We start from the raw sequence: 22,910 nt of genomic DNA, 5'->3' as shown, positions 1-22,910 counted from the left end.
CTTCCATCGGCGCAAATCCGCCGTTGGACGAGGGATCCGACCGATGTTCAAAGCCGCCGCCCTGGCCGCCGCCAGCCTCCTGGCGCTCGCCGCCGCTCCGGCGCTCGCCGCGCCGCCTGCACCGCCCGCGCCTCCGGCCCCGCCAGCGCCCCCGGCGCCGCCCGCTCCGCCCGCGCCGACGCACGTCACCTTCGGCCTGAATTTTGGGTTCCGCGGCGAGATCCCCTCGTCGCTGGACTGGCGGATCGAGCCGGTGGACCGCGATTCCCAGGCGCCGGCCGGCTCCGTCGAGCTTGAGCTCGGCTACAAGTCGTTCCTGAACTCCAGCTGGTGGGGCCGACCGGTCATCGCCACCGACCTCGCCGGGCTCTCGCCCGCCCAGCTGTCCGGCCCCGGCGGCCAGGTGAGCTTCGTCGTCCACCGCGATGCGGGCGATTTCCGCTGTCACGGGGTGGCCGGCGAAGGCAAGGGCGTCGGGACCTGCGTCTACGCGGCCAACGCCGGCTTCCCCGCGGCGCTCGCCCAACGCGGCGTGGCCGGGCCGATCAGCGGCGTTTCACAGTTCGAGCTGGCGCTGTCGGACGTCGGCTTCAACTACCTCGACGAGCTGAAGCGCGGCGCCTACGCCACCCCGAACGCCGACGCCCTGATCAGCGCCGTGGAGCATGGGGTCAGCCTGCGCCAGCTCACCGCCGTCAACGCCACCGGCTATCGGTTCGGCGACCTCGACACCCTGGTCCGCCTGCACGACCACGGGGTTTCGGCCCGCTACCTCACCGACCTCCACGCTCACGGCTACGCCAACCTGAAGGCCGAAGAGCTGCTGCACCTGCGCGACCACGGCGTCAGCGCCAGCTACCTCATGGCTCTGGCCGACGAGGGTTACACCGGCCTCTCCGTCGACCAGCTCATCCATCTGCGCGACCATGGGGTCAGCAGCGGCTTCATGGGCGAGGTGCGCCAGGCGGGTTATCGCATGACGCCGGACGACATCAGCCGGCTGCGCGATCACGGCGTGTCGGGCGGCTTCATCAGCGAACTCCACGCCATGGGCTATGACCGGGTGACCGCCGACGACATCATCCGCCTGCACGACCACGGGATCAACGCGGGCTTCATCCGCACCTCCAACCGGGACCGGACGCCGCTCAGCCCCGACGAACTGATCCACCTGCGCGAGACCGGCCAGCGGCCTTAGGCGGACCTCAGCCGGCGATGGCGGCGGCGTCGCGGTCGCCGGTGCGGATGCGCAGGGCCTGCTCCAGGTCCATGACGAAGACCTTGCCGTCGCCGATCTTGCCGGTGTTGGCGGTGCGCGACACCGCCTCGACCACGGCGTCGACGATGTCGGAGGGGACGGCGATCTCCAGCTTCACCTTGGGCAGCAGCTTCACCTCGTACTCCGCGCCGCGGTAGACCTCGGTCTTGCCGCGCTGGCGGCCGTAGCCGCGCACCTCGGTGACGGTCAGGCCCGAAGCGCCGGCCTCGGTGACCGCATCCAGGACGGCGTCGAGCCGGCTGGGCTTGATGATCGCCACGATCATCTTCATGGCGCCGCCTTTCGGTTGGTTTGCGGAGCAAGGCTAAGGCCTTCGCCCACGTCCTCCAAGAGGCGTCCCCGCGTCAGCTTGGCCGGCGCCTGGGAAACAGGCGCCCCGCTGGGCGCCGGCGCCAGCAAGGGCCGGGGCCGGCGCACCCGCTGGGCGTGGCCCTTGGGCTTCACCGCGAAGGTCTGTTTCACCGCCTCCATCAGGAGCAGGCCGGCGAATCCGGGCCACAGCCGCGAGCCGGTCTGCTCGAAGCCCTCGGCCCAGCCGGCCATCCAGTTCAGCGGCGGCACGTAGAGCGCCCGGGTCCAACCGGAGGGCTCGAGCTCGGCCTCGCGCAACAGTTCGGCGAGCTGGCCGCGGCTGTAGGGGCGGCCATGGCCGAAGGGCGTCCGCTCGGAGTTTGCCCAAAGGCCGTTGCGCGCGGCGACGGCCACCACCACCCGGCCCGAGGGCGCCAGCACCCGCCAGACCTCGCGCAGGAAGGCCAGCGGATCGGGGCTCTCCTCTATGCCGTGCGCCACCAGGATCCGGTCGAAGAGGGCGTTCGGGAACGGCAGGGCGTCCTCGCCCACCAGGGTGGTCAGGTTGCGCTCGCCGGCGGGCCAGATCTCGACGCCCTGCTGGGCCGGCATGGCGCCCACCACCCGGCGCGCGGCGCGGCGCGCCTCGGTGACGAAAGGCGTCGCATAGCCCAGGGCCAGCACGTCCAGGCCGCGGGCGTCGCCCCAGGCCTCGATCACCTTGCGCCCGACCATGGCGCGCGCCGCCTGCCCCAGGTCGGAGGCGTAGAACTGGCGAAGGTCCAGGACATCGCGGCGCATATTCCATCGCTATGCTCGACGTGGCCGTCCCGCCAACCTAAATCGTGTGCGCCCCCGTAAGGCCGCCCCCGTGGGAGTCCGTCATGCCGCTCACCGTCCACCAGTTCCCCTGCCTTGAGGACAACTACGGCTTCCTGGCCCGCGACGAGGCCACGGGCCTAGCCGCCTGCATCGACACGCCGGAAGCCGGCGCCATCCTGAAGGCGCTGGATACGCTGGGCTGGAAGCTGGACCTGATCCTCAACACCCACTGGCATCCCGACCACGCCGGCGGCAACGCCGAGATCAAGGCCGCCACCGGCGCGACCATCGTCGGCCCGGCCGAGGTCACCCGCATCTCGGCCCTCGACCGCGAGGTGAAGGGCGGCGACGTGGTGATGCTGGGCGAGACCCGCTTCGAGGTGATCGAGACCGGCGGCCATACGCTGGGCCACATCGCCTATTTCGACGCCGCAGACGCCATCGCCTTCGTGGGCGACACCCTGTTCGCCCTGGGCTGCGGGCGGCTGTTCGAGGGCACGGCGGAGCAGATGTGGACCAGCCTGCAGCGGCTGGCCGCCCTGCCGGACGAAACCACCGTCTACTGCGCGCACGAGTACACCGCCTCGAACGCCCGCTTCGCGCTTTCCGTCGATGACGATCCGGCGCTGAAGGCCCGCGCCGACCACATCTTCGCCCTGCGCGAACGCGGCGAGCCCACCGTGCCCACCTCCATCGGCCTGGAGAAGGCCACCAACCCCTTCCTGCGCGCGCCCAGGTTGGCGGAACGGGTCGGGGTGGCCGGCGAGCCGGACTACAAGGCCTTCGGCGCCGTGCGCGCGGCCAAGGACGTGTTCAAGGGCTGACGTCCGGTCCCGGCCGGCGTTCCGGCGGCTAGTTGTTCCGGAAGCTCTGGGTGACCTGCACGATCCGTTCCGACGACGGCCGTCCGGCGATGCCCTCGTCAGGGACGACGGTGATCTTCAGCGTCCCCTGGTCGAATTGCGCCGAGGACTTGCGGCCCTCGATCAGGAAGACGCGCCGCAGCTTGCCTAAGAACCCCTGCGCGTCCGGCTTGTCGGCGCTGCGCACCATGGCGAGCGTCGTGACCATGGCCGCGTCGGCGATCAGGGCCGAGGACGCGGGCGAGGCCTCGGCGTCGAAGGCCACGGTGTGGTGCAGGGCGTGGCTCACGTGGAAGCTCGCCTGGGCCAGCTTCTCGATCAGCGCCTGCGGCCCCAGGACCGTCAGGTGGATCGGCGCGCCAGGGCCGGCCAGCGCTGCGGCCTCGCCGCTCGGCCGGTGCTCGCTGAAGAGGGTGAGCCCGCCCAGCCGCGTGGCGCGCAGCACCGGCTCGCCCAGCTCGTTCTTGTAGATGGTGTCGCCGCGCGGCGCGGGCTGCGCCTGCAGGACCCAGACCTCGCCCGTGTTCTCGAACTTCAGCAACGGTTTGGGCTGGGTTCGGTCCAGGGTGAAGACGTCGCCGTCCTCGGAGATGTAACGCGCCACCGGGGGCGCGGGGAACTGGCGCAGGTCGGACGGGTGATGGCCGAACAGGCCCTGGCGCAGGCTTTCCATGGGCCCCGCCGACGCCACGTACGGGGTGGCTAACGCCGCGCAAAGCGTGGCCACGCTGACCGCCGCTGCGCGCCCCCTCGAAAAAGCCGCTGGCTTGCCCGTCATGACACCCACGGGGATGCCGAGTGAGTAGGGCGCTTTTTGGACCGGGCTGAGGCCTTCGCCAGACGGCGCAGCCTTAGCCCACCAGGTACTGTCCGCCATTCAGCGACAGTGTCGTTCCGGTCACATAGCCGGCCCGCTCGCCGGCTAGGAAGGCCACCATGTCGGCGATCTCGTCGCCGCGGCCCAGACGCCCCACCGGGATCTGGCTGATGATGCCCTCCAGCACCTTTTCCGGCACCGCCTGCACCATCTCGGTGTCGATGTAGCCCGGGGCGATGCAGTTCACCGTCACGCCCTTCTTGGCGTTCTCGAGGGCCAGCGCCTTGGTGAAGCCGATCATCCCGGCCTTGGCGGCGGAATAGTTGGTCTGGCCGATCTGGCCCTTCTGGCCGTTGATCGAGGAGATGTTGACGATCCGGCCCCATTCGCGCTCGCGCATGCCTTCGATCACCTGGCGGGTCATGTTGAACAGCGAGTCCATGTTCACCCGGATGACCTCGCTCCACTGCTCGGGCGTCATGCGGTGGAAGACGCCGTCGCGGGTGATGCCGGCGTTGTTGACCAGGATCTCGATGGGGCCGAGCTCGGCCTCGATGGTGGCGACGGCGCGCCGGCAGTCCTCGATATGGCCGACGTTGCCCTTGACCACCATGGCGCCGGTCTCACGCTTCAGGGCCTCGGCCGCCTCATCGTTGCCGGAGTAGCCGGCGGCCACGCTTATCCCGTCGGCGACGAGGCGCTCGACAATCGCCCGACCTATGCCACGGGTGCCTCCCGTGACCAGCGCAACCCTGGCCATCCTGTCCGTCTCCCTGGTGGGCGGCGCCGGTTGATCCGGCGCTCGCCGCCTAAACTGCCTGTCAGACCTTTTCGACGCACATTGCGACGCCCATGCCGCCGCCGACGCAAAGGGTGGCGAGACCCTTGCGGGCGTCGCCGCGCTGCATCTCGTGCAGCAGGGTGGTCAGGATCCGCGCGCCGGACGCGCCGATCGGGTGGCCGATGGCGATCGCGCCGCCGTTGACGTTGACCTTGGCCGGATCGAGCCCGAGGTCGCGGACCACGCAGAGCGACTGCGCCGCGAAGGCCTCGTTGGATTCCACCAGGTCGAGGTCGGCCACCGACCAGCCGGCCTTCTCCAGCGCCTTGCGGCTGGCGGGGATCGGGCCGGTGCCCATGATCGCCGGATCGACGCCCGCGTGGGCCCAGGAGGCGATGCGGGCGAGCGGCTTCAGCCCGCGCTTCCTGGCTTCGTCGGCGCTCATCAGCACCAGGGCCGCGGCCCCGTCGTTGAGGCCCGAGGCGTTGGCGGCGGTGACCGAGCCGTCCTTGGTGAAGGCAGGCTTCAGTCCGGAGATGCTCTCCAGCGTCACGCCGTGGCGGATGAACTCGTCCTGGTCGACGACGGTGTCGCCCTTGCGGCCCTTAACGGTGACCGGCGCGATCTCGTCCGCGAACTTGCCGGCCTTCTGGGCGGCCTCGGCCTTGTTCTGCGAGCCGACGGCGAACTTGTCCTGATCCTCGCGGGTGATCTGCCAGCGCGCGGCGATGTTCTCCGCCGTCTGGCCCATGTGGTAGCCGTGGAAGGCGTCCCACAGCCCGTCCTTGATCATGGTGTCGACGAAGGCGAGGTCGCCCATCTTCTGGCCGGTCCGCAGGTTCTGGGCGTGCGGCGCCTGGCTCATGCTCTCCTGGCCGCCGGCGATGACGATCTCGGCCGAGCCGTCGAGGATCTGCTGGGCGCCGAGCGCAACCGCCCGCAGGCCCGAGCCGCAGAGCTGGTTCAGGCTCCAGGCCGGGCTTTCCACCGGGATGCCGGCGTTGACGCTGGCCTGCCGGGCCGGGCCCTGGCCCGCGGCGGCCTGCAGCACCTGGCCCAGCACCACCTCGTCCACGTCGGCGGCAGTGATCCCGGCGCGCTCGATGGCCGCCTGGATGGCCACCTTGCCCAGCTCGTGGGCCGGCAGGCTGGAAAGCGCCCCGTTGAACGAGCCCACGGGCGTGCGGGCGGCGGAGACGATGACGATGTCGCTCATGGCGGGGGTTCCTCGGTCGGTAAGAGCAGGCCCTTTCCCATCTATTGGGAGCGCGTGTGGTTTCCGCAAGCCCGCTTGCGCGGGAGGCCGATTGCCATTCGGCTCGCATCCGCGATACTGCGGCGCCGAAACCGGGGGTTCGCAACGCTTGCGGGCGGGCTCCGTCAACAAGGATCAGGGATGGCCGACACCCAAAGTAGCCCCCCGGGCAGCGCCCAGAGCAGCGCCACGCCGGGCGAGCGCGTCGTCATCAAGAAGTACGCCAACCGGCGACTCTACAACACCGCCTCCTCCAGCTACGTGACGCTCGAGCACCTCGCCGAGATGGTGAAGCGCAACGTCGATTTCGTGGTCTATGACGCCAAGACCAACGAGGACATCACCCGCTCGGTCCTGACCCAGATCATCTTCGAGGAAGAGAGCCAGGGGCAGAGCCTCCTGCCGATCCAGTTCCTGCGCCAGTTGATCGGCTTCTACGGCAACTCCATGCAGGCCTTCCTGCCGTCCTACCTGGAACTGTCGCTGGCCAGCTTCACCGAGCAGCAGGAGCGGATGCGCAAGCAGTTCTCCGCGCTCGGCCACACGCCGGGCGTGGGCGTCTTCGACGAGCAGGTGCGCCAGAACCTCGCCCTCTTCGACCGGGCGATGAAGATGTTCTCGCCCTTCGCCTACGCCCCCGCCAAGGCCGAGGAGCCGCCGCCGAAGGCCGAGCCGCCGCCGCCCGCCGCGGCCGCCGCCGCCTCGGACGAGGCCCTCGTCGCGCTGCGCAAGCAGATGGAAGATATGCAGGCTCAGATCGAGAAACTGGCCGGCAAGCGCTAGGCTGGCGCGGAACTTGCGAGTCGTCTGTCCGTCATGACCTCCTCGATCGAGCCGCCCCGCAGATCGCCGCCCGTCCGCAAGACGAGCAAGGTCGACCGCGCGGCGCCGGCGGACGACGAGGATGAAGGCGTCGAAGCCGCCGAGCCCGCCCACCTGCCCGTGCCGGTCTCGCCGGCCCGCACCATCCCGCCCAAGACCCCGGTGGCCAGCGCCGCGGCCATCGAGGCCCAGCTGATCGGCGAACGCCGCGGCCTACGGGCCGGCGCTTCGGTGATCGACCAGGCCAAGGTCACCTACAACAAGACCGAATGGTCCGGCTCCAAGGACCGCCGCACGCCCAAGGGCCGCGCCGCCAAGACCGACGTCTAATTTCTCTTAAGCCGCGCCACCTCCGCCTCCAGCGCCGCCACCCGGCGTTCCAGCGCCGCCAGCCGCGCTTCCGCGGGGTCGCGTCCGGGGACCGGCGTCGAGACGCCGGCGCGGGCGGCCACCTCGGCAGGATCCGCCCCCAGCAGCTCGGCAAAAGCCGCCACCTCCCCGGCTGAAATCTCCCTCTGGTCCTTGAAGGCCAGCGCCAGATCCTGGGCGCTCATGCCTACGCAGGCAGCCATGACTCCACGCGAAAGCCCCCGCTCGCCGAGGCGGGCGTCGAACCAGTCGGCGTCGAAGAACAGGGCCATGGAGTCGGTCCGAAGCTGGCGCCGGTCTTGCTTAACCATGCCTTGGGATTTCCATCACGGGCCGGGTTCATGCTGCAAGCCGTCTTCCGCATCGTCGACGTCACGGTCGTGGCCCTGATCCTGTCGGCGCTGACCTGATCGCCCGCCCTTAGGCTCAGGCCTCGTCCACGCCGCCCGGGTTGCGGGCCCGCGACTGCAGCCACATCACCCCGAACAGGTCCGACAGCGAGGCCCAGAGACGGCCGAGGTTGGTGTACTTCGACGCCCCGGTCTGGCGGTGGCGGTGGTTCACCGGCCGGAAAGCCGTCAGATAGCCTTCCCGCTGCATCAGCGCCGGCAGGTAGCGGTGGATATGGTCGAAGTAGGGAAGCCGCAGGAAGGCCTCGCGGCGGAAGGCCTTCAGGCCGCAGCCGGTGTCGTTGGCGGTGTCGCGCAGGAGGCGTTTCCGGACCCCGTTGCCGATCCGTGAGGCGATCTTTTTGGCCTGGCTGTCCTGGCGCTTGACCCGTTCGCCGCCCACCAGCGCCAGCTCCGGCGGCCCGGCCAGCAAGGCGTCGACCAGGGCCGGACCGTCGGCCGGGTCGTTCTGGCCGTCGCCGTCCAGGGTCACGACCACCGCGCCGCGCGCGCCTAGGATACCCGTGCGGATGGCCCGGCTCTGGCCGGAGTTCTTGCGGTGCGCCAGCACGCGAAGCTGCGGGATCTCGGCCGAGAGCGCTTTCAGCGCCGCCCGGGTGCCGTCGCGGCTGGCGTCGTCGACGAAGATCAGCTCATAGCTGCGGCCCTGGAACGCCTGGGCGATCTCCCGCGCCAGGGCGGGCGCCGCGCCCTCCTCGTCGAAGACCGGCACGACCACGGAGATGTCGGGAATTGACGCGGCGGAGGCGGGAGCTTTTGCCATTCCCGCCTCCCATAGCGGAAAAGCGGGCGTTGGGAAGGATCGTGCTATCAGGGTCGCGATGACGCTAGAGGGTGAATTGCAGAGGCTGAGCCGAGGCTGGCGGGGACCGGCGCTGGCGGCGTTCGTGGCCTTCCTGGCCGGCCTGCCGGGCCTGCTGGCCGTGCCGCCCCTGGACCGCGACGAATCGCGCTTCACCCAGGCTACCGCCCAGATGCTGGAGAGCCGCGACTTCACGGTGATCCGCTACCAGGACCAGCCGCGCTTCAAGAAGCCGGTGGGCATCCACTGGCTGCAGGCCGCCAGCGTCTCCCTGCTGTCCAACCCGGAAGACCGCCAGATCTGGGCCTACCGCATCCCGAGCCTGATGGGCGCTATGCTGGCCGCCGCCGCCTGCGCCTGGGGCGCGCTGGCCTTCTTCGGCCGGCCCGCGGGCCTCCTGGCCGGGGCGATGCTGGGCGCGACCTTCATGCTGTCGACCGAGGCCCTGATCGCCAAGACCGACGCGGTGCTGTGCGGGACCACGACGCTGGCGCTGGCGGCGTTAGGGCGGCTCTACGCAGAGTCGCACGGCGGCCCGCCGGCCGGAAAGCGGGCCTGGCTGCTGTTCTGGCTGGGGATCTCGCTGGGGACCCTCGACAAGGGCCCCATCGCGCCGATGGTCGCGGGGCTGGCGATCCTGGTGCTGATCGCGCTGGACCGGAAGGCCGCCTGGCTTGCGCGGCTGAACTGGGCCTGGGGCCTGATCCTGCTGGTGGCCATCTGCGGGCCCTGGGCCTGGGCGGTGACCGTGGCCACCGACGGCGGCTTCTGGAGCGCGGCCCTGGGCGGCGACCTCGCGCCCAAGCTGGCTGGCGGCCAGGAGACCCACGGCGCGCCGCCCGGCTACTACGCCCTGCTCTCGCCCATCCTGATGTTCCCCATGACCCTGATGCTGCCGGCTGCGGCGGTCACCGCCTGGCGGCGCTGGCGCGAGCCGGGCGTGCGGTTCGCGCTGGCCTGGCTGGTCCCGAGCTGGCTGGTGTTCGAGGCCCTGCCGACCAAGCTCGTCCACTACACCCTGCCGATGTACGGGGCGGTCGCCTGGCTGGCCGCCGGGGCCCTGGTCGAGCCGATCGGCAAGAAGACCCGCTGGACCGGGGCGGTCCTGGCCGGGCTGTTCGGCGTGCTGCTGGCCGGCGCGGCCTTCTACCTGGTCAAGGCCTATGGCGACGCCACCGACCTGCCCGCGGCCATCCCCGCGGCGCTGTTCCTGGCCGCGGCCGGCCTCTTCGGCGGTTGGCTGCTGGTGCGGCGGACACCGGAGGGCGCGGTCGCCGCCGCCGTCGCCCTGGGCCTGGCCGGGCACGCGGTGCTGGCCGCCGGCCTCGCGCCGCGCCTCCTGCCGCTCTGGCTCTCCGAACGGGTCGCCAACGCCATGGGCAAGGCCCAGCTCCTGCCGGATCAGGGGATCGTCGACGCGCCGGTGACCGTCACCGGCTACGCCGAGCCCAGCCTGGTCTTCGCGCTCGGCACCTCCACCGAGATCGCCGGGCCCGAGGACGCCGCCCAGGCGATCTCCGAGCACCGCCCCGCCGTGGTCGAGCAACGGCAGGACGCCGCCTTCCGCCAGGCCCTGGCGGGCTACCACGCGAGCGCCCATGTGGTGGCGTCGGTGAAGGGCCTCGACTATTCGGACGGCAAGAAGATGACCCTGCGCGTCTACCAGGCCGACGCCAGCAGTCCGCAAGCCCCGGGAGGCCAGCCATGAGCCGCCATATAGAGATCGTCGAAGTCGGCCCCCGCGACGGCCTGCAGAACGAGAAGGCCCTGCTGGAGGTCGCCCAGAAGCTCGACTTCATCGCCCGCCTGGAGGCCGCCGGCGCGCGGCGGATCGAGACCGTCTCCTTCGTCAATCCCAAGCGCGTGCCGCAGATGGCCGGCGCCGAGGAGATCAGCGCCGCCCTGCCGCGCACGGACGGCCGCTCGCGCATTGGCCTGGTGCTGAACGAGAAGGGTTGGGACCGCTGCGTCGCCGCCGGCTGTGACGAGGCCAATGTGGTGGTCTGCGCCACCGACGGCTTCGGCATCCGCAACCAGGGCGCCTCCGCCGCCGAGCAGACCGCCGCCATGCAGGCCATCGCCGCGCGGCAGAAGGCCGAGGGCGGCCCGCCGATCACCGTGACCATCTCGGTGGCCTTCGGCTGCCCCTTCGACGGCGAGGTCTCCGAGGATCAGGTGCTGCGCATCGTCCGCGCGGCGGCCGAGGCCGGCGTGACCGAGATCGCGCTCGCCGACACCATCGGCGTCGCCGATCCCTGGCTGGTGAGAAAGCGCGTGGAGGCGACCCGCGAGGCCGCGCCGGACCAGCGCCTGCGCATGCATTTCCACGACACCCGCAACACCGGCCTCGCCAACGCCTACGCCAGCGTCGAAGCGGGCGTCGACGTGCTGGACGCCAGCTGCGGCGGCCTGGGCGGCTGCCCCTTCGCGCCGGACGCCACCGGCAACATCGGCACCGAGGACCTGGTCTACATGCTGGAGCGCGCCGGCTTCGAGACCGGCTACGACCTGCCGGCCCTGATCGCCACCGCCAAGTGGATGGCCGGGATTCTGGGCAAGCCGCCTGCCGCCTTCGTGAGCCGCGCCGGGGTGTTCCCGATCCCGGCCTAGGCGGCGGGCTTTTCCGCCACGAACAGGTCCTGGCCGCCATCGTATGCCGAAGGCGGCGCCCAGAGGCCGTTCAGGCTGGCGCGCAGGGTCAGGCCCGCGTCAGCCGCCGCCGCCTCTATCGCGGGGCGCTGGTGGCCGATGGCGCGCTCGGGATAGCGCAGGTCGATGGCCATGGAGGTCTCGTCGAAGGGCCTGAAGGCGAAGACCTCGGAGGCCTGGCGGTCCGCGTCCAGGGCGAAGGCCGTGAAGGCCAGCCGCCCACCGGGCGCCAGCACCCGGGCGCTCTCGGCGAGATAGCGCCGCATCCCCGACATCCGCATGTGGGTGAAGACCGAGGTGGCGAACACCAGGTCTATGGAGGCCTCCGGCGCCGGGAAAACCACGTCCGCCTCGGCCAGCCGGCCGTGGGCGTTGTACTCGCCGTTCCAGACGTCGAGGTGTTCGAAGCGCATGTACGGCCGACCGGCGAAACGGCGGCGGCAGGCCTCGATCCCCAGCCGCGACAGGTCGAAGCCGACGTAGCTTCCGCCGCCCTCGGCCAAGAGGTCGGCGAGCGGCTCGGCGACACGGCCGTTGCCGCAGCCGATGTCCAGCACCCGGTCGTTTGGGCGAAGGCCGGCGTGGTCGCGGAGATGGCGTACGAGCTGGGCGCCCACCGCGACGAAATCGCCGTCGCCGACGTTGTGGACAAAGGCCCAGGGTTCGCCGCGGCGGGCAGGATCGGCCAGGCGCGCGGGCAGGCTCTTCAGGTCGGTGAGCGCGCCCGCCAGGGTGCGGCGCACCGAAGGCGGCGCGAAGCTCGCCAGTTTCCGGACAAAGCGCGGGGCCAAGGCCTAAAGCCCACAGGCGCCTAGCCGGCGCGCCCTCGCAGCCGCCACATCACCGGGCGCGCCACGGCGGCCAGCACGACCACCGGCGACAGGACCCAGGCGGCCAGCCGCTGGCTCACGCCCACGGCGCGCTTGCGGAAGTAACGGGCGAGGCCGACGCCCTTGTGGAACTCAACCCGCACGGGACTGGTCAGGCTGGTATGGCCCAGGTGGACCACCTCGGCCTTGGGATGGAACAGCACCACGCCGCCGGCCCGGCGCACCCGCCAGCAGAGGTCGACGTCCTCGACGTGCAGGAAATAACCCTCGTCGAAGCCCTGAACGCAGTCGAAGTCCTCGCGCCGCATGCAGAAGCAGGCGCCGGAGATGGTCGGCACCGCCACCACCTGGCCGGGCACCGCATCGCCTTCCCAGTGCACCTCGAACCGCCGCCAGCCGCGGGTCTTGCCGGCCAGCCGGCTCAGCGACATCAGCGCGGTCATCGGGGTGATCTCGCCGCGCCGCGCGCCGCGTTGCTCGGTCATGTCGGCGTTCAGGATCCGGCCGCCGACGATGCACGGGACCGGCCGGGGCTCGATCTCACGGACCAGCTCGGCGATGCAGCGCGGCTGCAGGAAGGCGTCGGGGTTCAGGAACACCAGGATGTCGCCGGCAGCCTTGCGCGCACCCAGGTTGGCGCCGCGGGCGAAGCCCACATTGCCGTGGCCGCTCAGCAGCACCACCCGGCTGTCGCGCTCGGCCAGGGCATGCAGGCAGGCGGCTTCCGGGCTGGAGGACCCATTGTCGACAATGACGAATTCGTCGACCAGCGGGTCGCTCAGCACCCGCGCCACGCTCTCCTCCAGCGCCGGCCCGGTCATGTAGACGACCATGACTACGGTGACGCTTCGGCGTTTGGCGAGGAACTCTGGAACCGACGCGGGTTCCACGGCGATGATCGGGGCGGCGATGCCGTTCATCCAGCCTCCATGGCGCCGACCGCACCAGGAGACTGCGATTCAGCGCCCCCAGCACTACGTGCAACATCGGGCGGACTGGCCTGCAAGGCAAGCAGGTTCACGGCTTCGGCGAGGTCCAGCACCTGCTGGCCGTCAGAACCCAGCCGGCGCAGCGCCACCTGCCCCAGGTCGGCCTCACGTCGTCCGACCACGGCGATGACCGGGACCTTGGCGAGGGAATGCTCCCGCACCTTCAGGTTGATCTTCTCGTTGCGCAGGTCGGTTTCCACGCGCAGCCCCCTTGCCCGCAACGCCGCCGCCGCCTTGCGGGCGAAGTCGTCGGCGTCCGATGTGATCGTGGCGACCGTAACCTGAACGGGAGCTAACCAGAGCGGGAAGGCCCCGGCGAAATTCTCGATCATCACGCCCAGGAAGCGCTCCAGCGAGCCGCAGATCGCCCGATGCAGCATCACCGGCCGCTGCTTGGAGCCGTCCTCGGCCACGTACTCGGCGTCCAGCCGCTCCGGCAGCACATAGTCGAGCTGCAGCGTGCCGCACTGCCAGGTGCGGCCGATGGCGTCGCGCAGGTGGAACTCCAGCTTGGGGCCATAGAAGGCGCCCTCGCCCGGCAGCATCTCTACATGGGCGATGCCGGCGTTCCGGGCGGCGCGCTCCAGCTTCTTCTCGGCCACGTCCCAGACCCCGTCGTCGCCGAACCGCAGCTCGGGCCTGAGCGCCAGCTTCACCGCGTGCAGCTCCATCCCGCAGTCGCGGTAGACGCTCTCCAGCAGGCGCACGAACTTCGTCGACTCGGCCTCGATCTGGTCCTCGCGGCAGAAGATGTGGGCGTCGTCCTGCGTGAAGCCACGGACCCGGAAGATGCCGTGCAGGGCGCCGGACGGCTCGTAGCGGTGGCAGGCCCCGAACTCGGCCATGCGCAGCGGCAGGTCGCGGTAAGACTTCTGGCCATGGTTGAAGATCTGCACGTGGCCCGGGCAGTTCATCGGCTTGACGGCCAGGACCTCGCCTTCCTCCGTCTCACAGGTGAACATGGCGTGGCTGAACTTCTGCCAGTGGCCGGACTTCTCCCACAGCTCGCGGTCCATCAGCTGGGGCGCCTTGACCTCGACGTAGCCGTCGTCGTCCAGCCGCCGGCGCATGTAGTTTTCCAGCGTGCGGAACAGCGTCCAGCCCTTGGGGTGCCAGAAGATCATCCCCTTGGCCTCTTCCTGCAGGTGGAAGAGATCCATGGCCCGGCCGATCTTGCGATGGTCACGCCGCTCGGCTTCCTCGATTCGATGGATGTAGGCCTCGAGCTCGGCCTCGGAGGACCAGGCCGTACCGTAGATGCGCTGCAGCTGGGCGTTGCGGTGATCGCCACGCCAATAGGCGCCAGCCAGCTTGGTCAGCTTGAACGCCTTGCCGACAAACTTCGTCGACGGGAAGTGCGGCCCCCGGCAGAGGTCCTTCCATTGGCCCTGGTAGTAGACGCTGACGTCCTCGCTGGCCGGGATGCCCTCGATGATCTCGGCCTTGTAGGCCTCGCCGATCGACTTGAAGTGGGCGATGGCCTCGTCGCGCTTCCAGACCTCGCGGCGGATCGGCTCGTCGCGGTCGACGATCTCCTTCATCCGCTGCTCGATCTTGGCCAGGTCGTCCAGGCTGAACGGCTCATCGCGGGCGAAGTCGTAGTAGAAGCCGTCCTCGATCGAGGGGCCGATGGTCACCTGGGTGCCGGGGAACAGCTCCTGCACCGCCTCGGCCATGATGTGGCTGGCGTCGTGGCGCAGGGTCTCCAGCGCCTCCAGGCTGTCGCGCGTCAGGATTTCGAAATGCCCGCCGTGCGGCAGGGGCTGGTCGACGTCCAGCAGTTCGCCGTCCAGCTTCACGAGGGCCGCGCGCTTGGCCAGCGAGGGGGCGATGGAGGCGGCCACGGCCTTGCCCGTCGCGCCGTCGTCGTACTGGCGCTTCGAGCCGTCTGGGAAAATCAGGTCGATCATGATTCACAGGTCCACTTGCGCGCCGGCGGCCCAAGATCCGTCTTGGCGGTCTTCGGTCGGCGCGGAGGCGGGACCGGGTCGAAACCCGATGCCCCGCTCCAGGGATGACAACGGCACAGCCGGCGGACGGCGAGGGCTCCCCCGCGCCACGGGCCATGGCCGATCAGGGCGTCTGCGGCGTATTCCGAACAGGTCGGAAGGAACCGGCATTGCCGCCCGATCAGCGGCGAAAGCGTCAGCTTGTAGGCGCGTAGCGCGCCCCTGACGCAGCGTTCGTAGAAGGTCATGCCGGCTAAGGTCTTCCGCTTGCGCGCAGCGATTACGCTGCCGCTAGCGGAGGATCAAGCTGCGCCGGCGGGGCTAGTTCGCCCGGCGTTCCGGGCTGTGGCCGTGCGGACAGCCTCCGTCACCGCCTCGAACGCGAGCAGCGTCGAGGCGTGGCGGGCGGGATAGTCCTTCACAGGCGCGAGCATGGCCAAGTCCGAGAAACGTCCGTCGGGCGGGGGTCCGCCCGCCTTCAACATAGCGCGGAACTGCGTGGCGGTCACTTCCAGCTCTTCGAGGCTGGCGCCGATCACCTGGGCGCCCAGCACCGACGCCGCGGCCTGGCCGAGCGCGCAGGCCTTCACGTCCTGGGCGAAATCGGCGACGCGGCCATCCTTGACCGTCACGTCCACCACCACCCGGCTGCCGCACAGCTTGGCCACCTTCTCGACGCTGGCGTCGGGCGCGGCGAGGCGCCCGAGCCGCGGCAGGTTGGCCGCCAGCGCGAGCACACTGCCTGAGTAGAGATCGTCGATCATCGCCGCCTAGATCGGCGCCCGGGACACAGAAGTCAAATCTCAGCGAAAGGCGATTGACACCGTAATGATATATCATAACACATGCCTCGACCCATGGGCCGTTAAGTCCAACCCCTCACGCGGGCCGCCGGCCACGGCCGCCCGACAGGATCATCATGACCTACCGACAGCTTCTGCTGGCGGCTGCGGGCGCTTGCGCCCTGGCCGCCGCCGCCGGCCCCGTGTCCGCTCAAACGGGGGCCGCGCAACAGTCCGGCGCCGCCCCAACGCCGCCCGCAGCGCCCGGCCAAGTCTCCGAGATCGTGGTCACCGCCGCGCGGCTGGACGCGGCGCGGTCCGAGGTCGAGCCCTCGCTGGGCGCCACCAGCTATTCCATGCCCGAGGCGTTCATCAACAACCTGCCGTCCGGCGCCAATGCGGAGCTCAATCAGGTGATCTTGCAGGCGCCGGGCGTGGCGCAGGACAGCTTCGGCCAGCTGCACATCCGCGGCGACCACGGCAACATCCAGTTCCGCCTGAACAACGTCATCCTGCCCGAGGGCCTGCAGGTGTTCGGCCAGTCGCTGTCGCCGCGCCTCGCCGCCAATGTCGACCTGATCACCGGCGCCCTGCCCGCGCAGTACGGCATCCGCGACGCCGGCATCGTCAACATCACCACCAAGAGCGGCTTCGACAACTCCGGCGAGGTGGGTGTCTACGGCGGCAGCCACGGGATGATCGAGCCCTCGATCGAGTACGGCGGCTCGTCCGGCGCCAACAGCGCCTTCTTCTCCGGCAGCTACACCGGCACCGACGTCGGCATCGAGAGCCCGGACGGCCGCGGCACCCCGGTCCACGACCACTCCGACCAGTACCAGGCCTTCGGCTACCTCGACCACATCCTCGACGACACCAGCCGCATCTCGCTGATCGCCGGGACCTCGCAGGACAAGTTCCAGATCCCCAACACGCCCGGCCTGGAGCCTACCCTGGGCTTCAACCTGAACGGCGTCTCCACCTTCCCGTCGGCGCAGCTCAACGAGAACCAGCAGGAGGGCACCTCCTACGCCATCGTCACCTATCTGAAGACCACCGACCAGTTCACCATCCAGGCCTCGGTCTTCGCCCGCTATTCCGAGCTGAAGTACACGCCCGACGTCCACCGGCGAGCTCTTGTTCAACGGTATCGCCCAGGCGGCGGACAAGACCGACACAGCCTTCGGGACCCAGATCGAAGGGGTCTACAAGCTCAACGACACCCACACCCTGCGCGGCGGGGTGATCGTCACCATCGACCACACCACCAGCAACACCAACTCCCAGGTCTTCCCGCTGGACGCCAACGGCAATCAGATCGGCAACGCGGCGGAGACTATCGTCGACGACAGCGCCGCCGACGCCCAGACCTATTCGGCCTACCTCGAAGACGAGTGGAAGCTGACCAGCAGCCTGACCATGAACTACGGCCTGCGCTTCGATCAGCTGGAGTCGTTCCGCGACGAGAACCAGGTTTCGCCCCGGGTGAACCTGGTGTGGACGCCTTGGGACGGGACGACGTTCCACGCCGGCTATTCGCGCTACTTCTCGCCACCGCCCTTCGAGCTGATCGCCTCGACGGCGGTCCTGAAGTTCGTCGGCACCAGCGGCGCGCAGCCGGGGACTGCGAACGACCTGCCGCGGTCGGAGCGCGACAACTATTTCGACGTGGGCGCGCAGCAGAAGATCGGCGACCTGACGCTCGGTATCGACGCCTACGACAAGGAGGCCAAGAACCTGATCGACGAAGGCCAGTTCGGCGCGCCGATCATCCTGACGCCGTTCAACTACCGCATCGGCTACGCCCGGGGCGTCGAGCTGAGCGGCAACTATCAGAACGGCCCCTGGACGGCCTACGGCAACTTCGCGGTCAGCCAGGCAAAGGGCAAGGACATCATCTCCAGCCAGTTCAACTTCAGCCCCGACGATTTGGCCTTCATCCAGAACCACTTCATCTATCTGGACCACGACCAGACCTACACCGCCTCGGCGGGCGTCGCCTACAAGTTCGACGAGGGCACGCGGGTCTCCGGCGACCTGATCTACGGCTCGGGCCTGCGCAAGGACGGGACCGTGCCCAACGGCGACCACGTGCCGGGCTATGTGCAGGTCAACCTGAGCGTCCTGCACGAGTTCAAGGGCCTGCCGGGCGGACCGCTTACCCTGCGCGGCGACATCATCAACCTGTTCGACGAGGAATATGAGATTCGCGACGGCACCGGCATCGGCGTGGGCGCGCCGCAGTTCGGCCCCCGGCGCGGCTTCTACGCGGGCGTCACCAAGGCGTTCTGACCCTTCGCCTCACTCGCGGCCGCCTGCGTCGTTGCCACCGCTGGTCGAGCCCGCCTAGGGTTCGACCTCGCGGGGGACCGGCATGGACGCAGGCGTGATCGAGGCGGGCGAGAGGCCGAAGGGCCGCGAACTCTTCGGCCATCCGCGCGGCCTCTATGTGCTGGCGGGCACGGAGCTTTGGGACCGCATCTCCTTCCACGGGATGCAGGCGCTGCTCACGCTCTACATGGTGGGCCAGCTGTTCACCCCGGGCCACGTCGAGAAGATCGTGGGCTTCCGGGGGTTCAGCGCCGGGGTGCAGGCGGTGTTCGGCCACCTGACGCCGCAGGGCCTGGCGACCCAGATCTTCGGCCTCTACGTGGGCCTGGTCTATTTCACCCCGGCGTTCGGCGGCTGGCTCGGCGACCGGGTGCTGGGGCGCAACCGCGCCGTGACGCTCGGCGCCCTCCTGATGACCGCCGGCCATTTCTGCATGGCCTTCGACCAGTCGTTCCTGCTGGCGCTCGCCTTCCTGATCTTCGGCGCCGGCATCTTCCGCGGCAACCTGGTGCCGCAGGTGGGCGAGCTCTATCCGCCGGACGACCGCCGCCGCGCCGTGGCCTTCCAGCTCTACGCCTCGATGATCAACCTGGGGGCCTTCATCGCGCCCCTGGTGACCGGCGCCCTGGGCGCGGCCTTCGGCTGGCACGTGGGCTTCGCCTTCGCGGGCTTCGGCATGCTGGTCGGCCTGATCGTCTATGTCGCCGGCCAAGGTGAGCTGATCCCGCGCCTGCCGCGCGGGCCCGCCGCCGCCCGCGTCCCGCTGACGGCCAAGGAGCGGCGCATCGTCTGGCGTCTGCTGGCGCTGGTGCCGGTGGCGTCGCTGTTCTGGATCGCCCAGAGCCAGGTCTGGAACACCTACAACCTGTGGGTCCGCGACCACATCGAGCTGCAGGTGGGAAGCTTCACCGTGCCGGTGCCCTGGCTGCAGGCGCTGGACGGACTGTCGCCCTTCATCTGCCTGCCGCCGATGCTGATGTTCTGGCGCTGGCAGGCCGCGCGCGGCCGCGAGCCCACGGAGTTCGTCAAGGTCGCCATCGGCTGCTTCATCTTCGCCGCCGCGACCCTCTGGCTGGGCGCGGCGGGACTGGTCACCGACGCCCACGGACGAACGCCGCTCATCTGGGCGGTCGCCTTTCATCTGGGTTCGAACCTGGGCTGGCTCTACTTCACGCCGACCATGACGGCGCTCTATTCCCGGGCCGCCCCGCGCAGCGTCAACGCCACCATGATCGGGGTCTACAACCTGGCGGTTTTCCTGGGCAGCACCATCAGTGGACGGATGGGGTCGCTCTACGAGACCCTGTCGGCCAGCGCCTTCTGGGGCCTGCACGCCGGCCTCGTCGCGCTGGGCGGGGCGATCATGCTGGCGATCGGCCTTCGCTTTTCAGGCGCCTTCCACGTCGAGCCGGCGGCCGAGGACGCCCTGGCGGCCGCCGCGGTCTAGGGCGCGAGGCCCGACCGCGACGGCGCCTGGCTCAGAAGGCGAACTGCGAGCGCAGCGCCACCACGTGGTAGTGCTGGCCGATCTCGACGCCGGTGGGCGTCTGGAAGCTGGTCGCCGACGGCGACAGCCGGTCGATGCGCACGTCCTGGTAGTCCAGCATGAACTTCACGAAGCTGTTCGGGTACCAGTTCAGGCCGCCGGTCCAGATCTGCTGATCTCCGCCGCGCACGGCGTCCGGGCTGGGCGCGGTCCCCAGGGCGCCGGCGTGATAGTTCAGGTCGATGTCGGAGTAGCGCACGGCGAGCTCGAAGGCGCCCCAGCCGCCGTCGGCCCAGCTGTACGGATGGCTCACCGAGGGCCCGTCGAAGGCCCAGGTCGTGGCGTTGAACCGCCGCCGCTCGCCGGTCAGGCTGAAGGCGCCCTCGACGTAGTAGCCGTGGAAGCTCGGGTCGGTGACGCCGGCGGCCGGGTTCAGCCGTTCGATGCCGAAGCTCTCATATTCCGATTGCAGGAAGAACCGGCCGAGTTCGCCGGCGGCCTCCAGGCCCACGGTGTCGGCGTGGCGGGCGTTGATGGCGCCGGTGGAGATCAGCCGGGTGCCGTCGACGCGCAGCTCCGGCCGCTCCTGCAGGGTGATGCCGTAGCGCACGCCGGTGGCGGCGGTGTCCGGGCCGCCGTTGTCGGCCGGACGGTCGACGTAGGATCCGTGGACGCCCACCTCCAGCATGGCGTTCTGGGTATGGATCGGCAGGAAGCCGATGCGGCCGATGAAGCCCAGCTGGCTGTCGTAGGGCTGGCTGACGCCGGTGGCCTGGGAGTTGACCACCCCCACCACGCGGCCGGTCACCGCGCCGTTGACGTACCACCAGCTGGACCCGCCCCAGATCTCCGCGCCTTCGCGATAGTCGCCGCCGGCCAGGCTGCGGGCGATGTCGGAGACGGCGGGCCGCTCCAGGAACAGCATGCCGTTGGTCGAGCCCTGGTCCTCCAGGCCGACGGACGGGGCGAAGGCGCCGATCCGGGCGTGGAAGGGCTTGAGGCCCGAGTACTGGATCCAGAGCTCCTGGATGTGGCCGGCGTCCTCTTCGCCCGCCCCGCCGAATTCCAGCAGGAGGTCATAGTCCCAGTCGCCGAAGGCGCGGCCGTCGATGCCCAGCCGGGCGCGGCGGAAGTCGCTGCCCGAGGACAGGTCGCGGGCGTGCGACGTGTCGGTGGAAGCGGCCCCGCGCCGGAAGTCCGAGGTGATCGGGCCGGGCGTCGCCTGGTCATAGTCGGCGGCGTCGAACTGCATCACCGCGTGCAGGTTGGCGGTGAAGCGGCCGTCGGCGCTGGCGATGCTCGGATGACCATCGGCGATGCTGACCACGCCGCCGGTGGCCGCAGCTGTGGGTCCCGAGCCGGCGGCGGCCGGGGCCGCCGGCGCGCCGGGCGTCTGGACGATCTCGCGCGCCTCGAGCGCGTCGACCTTGGCGGCCAGCGCCCGCACCTGCGCCGTCAGCGCCTGGATCTCGGCGTCGCGCGGGTCGGCGGCGGTCTGGGCGTGGGCGGCGGTGGCGAAGGCGCCGGTGGCGGCCGCTGCGAGCAGCAGGCGCCGGACCGTCGGTTTCTTGTCGTGCATCGTGGCTTTCCCCGTTGAGCCACCACCCGGACGACAGCGCTATGCGCGCCGGCATAACGCCGCGCAGATGCGGCCCGGCAATTCCTATCGGAACACTAGGGAAAGACGCTTCAAGTTTATCTATAGGCGCGTTGAGTTCGGCGGAGCGGTTTCGCCGGTCTTGGCTCGAAGTCAGCGACGGTCGCCTCGGCGGATCGGCGGCGCTGCGATCGCAGCGCCGCCGTGATTCTCGACCGATCGCCGCGGCCCGGGCTTCGGCGGGCTAAAAGGTGAAACGCACGCCCACCACCGGGTCGGTGGAGCTCTTTTGCAGGAAGCCGGAGGCCAGGCCGTTGGCGACGGCGGAATGGTTCACGCCGCCGTAGACATCGAAGCGCTTGCTCAGCCGATAATCGGCGACCGCCGAGGCGTCCCAAAGCTGGCCCGAGCAGGACGAGGCGCTGGCGTCGGAGCAGCCGTTGCCCTTGTAGCTATTCTGATCGTAGCGGTAGTAGGCGCCGGTCAGGTCCAGCTTGCCGGTCAGCGAATAGCGCAGGCCCGTCCAAGACACCTTCTCCACCCGGTGGATGGCGTAGGCGGTGTTGTTGACCACGCTCAGCACATAGCCGCCGATCCCCTGAAAACCGACCGGCAGCGGATGGTTCGGGTTGGCCATCTCGATGTTCTCGAAACCGCCGTAGATCTTGGCCTTGCCGAGCACATAGCGGGCCTCGATGGCGTAGGCGGTGTTGTCCGAGACGGTCGCTGCCAGGGTGCCCGGATGGGCCAGGTTCTGGGCCGCGGTCAGGGAGGATTCCGACACCGCGTCGGCGACGTGCGAATAGGTCAGGTCGGCCGAGAAGCCCTTGTAGTCGCCGCCGACGTCGACCTGGTCGGCCTGGCCCGGGAAGTTGTCGCCCCCTTCGAAGTTGTGCAGGTAGGCGAAACGGGCCCAGCCCTTGCTCACGAGGTACTTCACCGAGTTGTCGAAGCGCGCCGTCTCGGTGGCGCCGCCGCCGGACGCGAAACCGGAGTAGCCGATCACCGAGAAGGCCTGCGACTGGTACTGCGGGTCGTACTTGGCGAAGTTGTCCAGCAAGAGCGAGGTCTGCAGGCCGTAGGTCAGCGTCCCCCAGGTCTTCGACGCCAGGCCCAGATAGGCCGCGCCCTGGAACAGCTGGCCCGCGCGGCTGGAGTCGCCGTTGGTGATCTGCTGGTCGAGCGGGCGGCCGTTGTCGATGAGCAGGCTCTTCGGGCCGTTGGCCAGGTTGCCGGAGGTGGGCTGGAAGCCGGTCTCCAGCTTGAACACCGCGGCGATGTCGCTGGTCAGGGGCTCGACGCCGGAGACGCCGATCTTCGACTGCGACAGGCCGTTGGGCGAGATCGAGGTCGTCGCCTTGTTACTGTTCTTCTGGATCACGAACGGCAGGCCCGGCCCGTAGTACTGGGTCAGCGGCGCGCCGTGGCTCAGATAGGCGACACCGATGTCGACGGTCCCGTAGAGAGTGATCCCGTTCCAGGTCAGGGCGCTGTCGTTCGCCTTGGAGGGCTCGACGGCAGGCGCCGCGGCGGCGGGCGCGCCGGCCGCCGGCTCAGCGGCCGTGTCGGCGGAAGCCGGGCCGGCCAAGGCGCTCGTGGCCATCAGGGCCAGGACGCCAAGGCCGGCCAGGGTCTTTGAGGTGTTCGTCGCTCTGCGGGTCATCGGGAATCTCGATTGCGTCCCGACCGTTTCTCGGCGGGTTCCGCGGCCCTGTTCCCATTTCCATCTGAATTTGAGGTTAATTGTGGGAATTACTGGGAATCCGGCTTCCGATCGACCGACGCCCGG

23 protein-coding genes are annotated in these 22,910 nt (G+C 69.9%); 8 read left to right on the top strand and 15 right to left on the bottom strand.

Going from position 1 to position 22,910, the window contains the following annotated elements; translation table 11 throughout:
• The first annotated feature begins 43 nt into the window (after nucleotides 1–43).
• Entirely contained in the window at nucleotides 44–1,198 is a 1,155-nt protein-coding gene (locus tag E8A49_RS14230; protein ID WP_293382404.1) for a hypothetical protein, read from the top strand.
• Between the two features lie 7 nt (nucleotides 1,199–1,205).
• Here the strand turns inward: E8A49_RS14230 and E8A49_RS14225 are convergent, their stop codons facing one another.
• Complete coding sequence (locus E8A49_RS14225) at nucleotides 1,206–1,550, bottom strand: P-II family nitrogen regulator (protein ID WP_293382401.1); 345 nt, start codon at nucleotides 1,548–1,550, stop codon at nucleotides 1,206–1,208.
• Nucleotides 1,547–2,371 (bottom strand): methyltransferase domain-containing protein, encoded by an 825-nt coding sequence (locus E8A49_RS14220; protein ID WP_293382398.1) that lies wholly within the window; start codon nucleotides 2,369–2,371, stop codon nucleotides 1,547–1,549. Before E8A49_RS14220 ends, E8A49_RS14225 begins: the two co-directional genes overlap by 4 nt.
• An 83-nt stretch (nucleotides 2,372–2,454) precedes the next feature.
• Between E8A49_RS14220 and gloB the strand changes: the two genes are divergently transcribed.
• Nucleotides 2,455–3,216, top strand: coding sequence for a hydroxyacylglutathione hydrolase (gloB, locus tag E8A49_RS14215; RefSeq protein WP_293382395.1), 762 nt, complete (start codon nucleotides 2,455–2,457; stop codon nucleotides 3,214–3,216).
• Nucleotides 3,217–3,244: 28 nt separating this feature from the next.
• Here gloB and E8A49_RS14210 read toward each other — a convergent pair whose 3' ends face one another.
• From E8A49_RS14210 to E8A49_RS14200, 3 genes are all read right to left on the bottom strand, one after another.
• Nucleotides 3,245–3,928, bottom strand: coding sequence for a DUF4908 domain-containing protein (locus E8A49_RS14210; RefSeq protein ID WP_293382392.1), 684 nt, complete (start codon nucleotides 3,926–3,928; stop codon nucleotides 3,245–3,247).
• Nucleotides 3,929–4,106: 178 nt separating this feature from the next.
• Nucleotides 4,107–4,832 carry an acetoacetyl-CoA reductase gene (gene phbB, locus E8A49_RS14205; RefSeq protein ID WP_293382389.1) on the bottom strand — a complete coding sequence of 242 codons (726 nt, stop codon included), beginning with the start codon at nucleotides 4,830–4,832 and terminating at the stop codon, nucleotides 4,107–4,109.
• Nucleotides 4,833–4,893: 61 nt separating this feature from the next.
• A complete protein-coding gene (locus E8A49_RS14200) occupies nucleotides 4,894–6,069 on the bottom strand; it encodes an acetyl-CoA C-acetyltransferase (protein ID WP_293382386.1) in 1,176 nt (391 codons plus the stop codon).
• Nucleotides 6,070–6,249: 180 nt separating this feature from the next.
• Between E8A49_RS14200 and phaR the strand changes: the two genes are divergently transcribed.
• Entirely contained in the window at nucleotides 6,250–6,891 is a 642-nt protein-coding gene (gene phaR / locus E8A49_RS14195) for a polyhydroxyalkanoate synthesis repressor PhaR (protein ID WP_293382383.1), read from the top strand.
• A gap of 33 nt (nucleotides 6,892–6,924) precedes the next feature.
• The gene (locus tag E8A49_RS14190) at nucleotides 6,925–7,260 is read left to right on the top strand and encodes a hypothetical protein (protein WP_293382380.1); all 336 of its coding nucleotides are present in this window, start codon (nucleotides 6,925–6,927) and stop codon (nucleotides 7,258–7,260) included.
• Here E8A49_RS14190 and E8A49_RS14185 read toward each other — a convergent pair.
• Together E8A49_RS14185 and E8A49_RS14180 are read right to left on the bottom strand one after the other, a co-directional pair.
• The gene (locus E8A49_RS14185; protein WP_293382377.1) at nucleotides 7,257–7,571 is read right to left on the bottom strand and encodes a DNA-binding protein; all 315 of its coding nucleotides are present in this window, start codon (nucleotides 7,569–7,571) and stop codon (nucleotides 7,257–7,259) included. The genes E8A49_RS14190 and E8A49_RS14185 overlap by 4 nt on opposite strands.
• 154 nt (nucleotides 7,572–7,725) lie before the next feature.
• Entirely contained in the window at nucleotides 7,726–8,472 is a 747-nt protein-coding gene (locus E8A49_RS14180; RefSeq protein WP_293382374.1) for a glycosyltransferase family 2 protein, read from the bottom strand.
• A gap of 76 nt (nucleotides 8,473–8,548) precedes the next feature.
• Here E8A49_RS14180 and E8A49_RS14175 point away from each other — a divergent pair, with 76 nt between their 5' ends.
• The gene (locus E8A49_RS14175; protein ID WP_366928826.1) at nucleotides 8,549–10,219 is read left to right on the top strand and encodes a glycosyltransferase family 39 protein; all 1,671 of its coding nucleotides are present in this window, start codon (nucleotides 8,549–8,551) and stop codon (nucleotides 10,217–10,219) included.
• A complete protein-coding gene (locus E8A49_RS14170) occupies nucleotides 10,216–11,121 on the top strand; it encodes a hydroxymethylglutaryl-CoA lyase (RefSeq protein WP_293382368.1) in 906 nt (301 codons plus the stop codon). The genes E8A49_RS14175 and E8A49_RS14170 overlap by 4 nt, the downstream gene beginning before the upstream one ends.
• On the opposite strand, the gene E8A49_RS14165 is transcribed toward E8A49_RS14170, so the two are convergent.
• The 6 genes from E8A49_RS14165 to E8A49_RS14140 form a co-directional block, all read right to left on the bottom strand.
• Nucleotides 11,118–11,951 carry a class I SAM-dependent methyltransferase gene (locus E8A49_RS14165; RefSeq protein ID WP_293382365.1) on the bottom strand — a complete coding sequence of 278 codons (834 nt, stop codon included), beginning with the start codon at nucleotides 11,949–11,951 and terminating at the stop codon, nucleotides 11,118–11,120. The genes E8A49_RS14170 and E8A49_RS14165 overlap by 4 nt on opposite strands.
• Before the next feature lie 20 nt (nucleotides 11,952–11,971).
• Nucleotides 11,972–12,910 carry a glycosyltransferase family 2 protein gene (locus tag E8A49_RS14160; RefSeq protein ID WP_293382363.1) on the bottom strand — a complete coding sequence of 313 codons (939 nt, stop codon included), beginning with the start codon at nucleotides 12,908–12,910 and terminating at the stop codon, nucleotides 11,972–11,974.
• Nucleotides 12,907–14,889: a threonine--tRNA ligase gene (gene thrS, locus E8A49_RS14155; protein ID WP_293382361.1), complete on the bottom strand. Its 1,983-nt coding sequence runs from the start codon at nucleotides 14,887–14,889 to the stop codon at nucleotides 12,907–12,909. Before thrS ends, E8A49_RS14160 begins: the two co-directional genes overlap by 4 nt.
• Nucleotides 14,886–15,176: a membrane protein insertion efficiency factor YidD gene (gene yidD / locus E8A49_RS14150; protein ID WP_293382359.1), complete on the bottom strand. Its 291-nt coding sequence runs from the start codon at nucleotides 15,174–15,176 to the stop codon at nucleotides 14,886–14,888. The genes thrS and yidD overlap by 4 nt, the downstream gene beginning before the upstream one ends.
• Before the next feature lie 54 nt (nucleotides 15,177–15,230).
• A complete protein-coding gene (locus E8A49_RS14145) occupies nucleotides 15,231–15,692 on the bottom strand; it encodes an iron-sulfur cluster assembly scaffold protein (protein WP_293382357.1) in 462 nt (153 codons plus the stop codon).
• Nucleotides 15,693–15,793: 101 nt separating this feature from the next.
• Complete coding sequence (locus E8A49_RS14140; protein ID WP_293382355.1) at nucleotides 15,794–16,852, bottom strand: hypothetical protein; 1,059 nt, start codon at nucleotides 16,850–16,852, stop codon at nucleotides 15,794–15,796.
• Between E8A49_RS14140 and E8A49_RS14135 the strand changes: the two genes are divergently transcribed.
• On the top strand, nucleotides 16,845–17,999 hold the full coding sequence (locus E8A49_RS14135; RefSeq protein WP_293382353.1) for a TonB-dependent receptor: 1,155 nt from the start codon (nucleotides 16,845–16,847) through the stop codon (nucleotides 17,997–17,999). The two genes, E8A49_RS14140 and E8A49_RS14135, sit on opposite strands and share 8 nt — an antisense overlap.
• 82 nt (nucleotides 18,000–18,081) lie before the next feature.
• Nucleotides 18,082–19,485: a peptide MFS transporter gene (locus E8A49_RS14130; RefSeq protein ID WP_293382351.1), complete on the top strand. Its 1,404-nt coding sequence runs from the start codon at nucleotides 18,082–18,084 to the stop codon at nucleotides 19,483–19,485.
• A 31-nt stretch (nucleotides 19,486–19,516) separates the two neighbouring features.
• On the opposite strand, the gene E8A49_RS14125 is transcribed toward E8A49_RS14130, so the two are convergent.
• Nucleotides 19,517–21,103, bottom strand: coding sequence for a porin (locus E8A49_RS14125; RefSeq protein ID WP_293382349.1), 1,587 nt, complete (start codon nucleotides 21,101–21,103; stop codon nucleotides 19,517–19,519).
• 262 nt (nucleotides 21,104–21,365) lie between these two features.
• The gene (locus E8A49_RS14120) at nucleotides 21,366–22,784 is read right to left on the bottom strand and encodes a porin (RefSeq protein ID WP_293382347.1); all 1,419 of its coding nucleotides are present in this window, start codon (nucleotides 22,782–22,784) and stop codon (nucleotides 21,366–21,368) included.
• Nucleotides 22,785–22,910: the final 126 nt, after the last annotated feature.

It is taken from the genome of Phenylobacterium sp. (assembly GCF_004799515.1).
Lineage (GTDB): Bacteria > Pseudomonadota > Alphaproteobacteria > Caulobacterales > Caulobacteraceae > Phenylobacterium.
The sequence above is the reverse complement of the archived record's forward strand: the minus strand, read 5'-3'. Positions and strand labels throughout refer to the sequence as shown.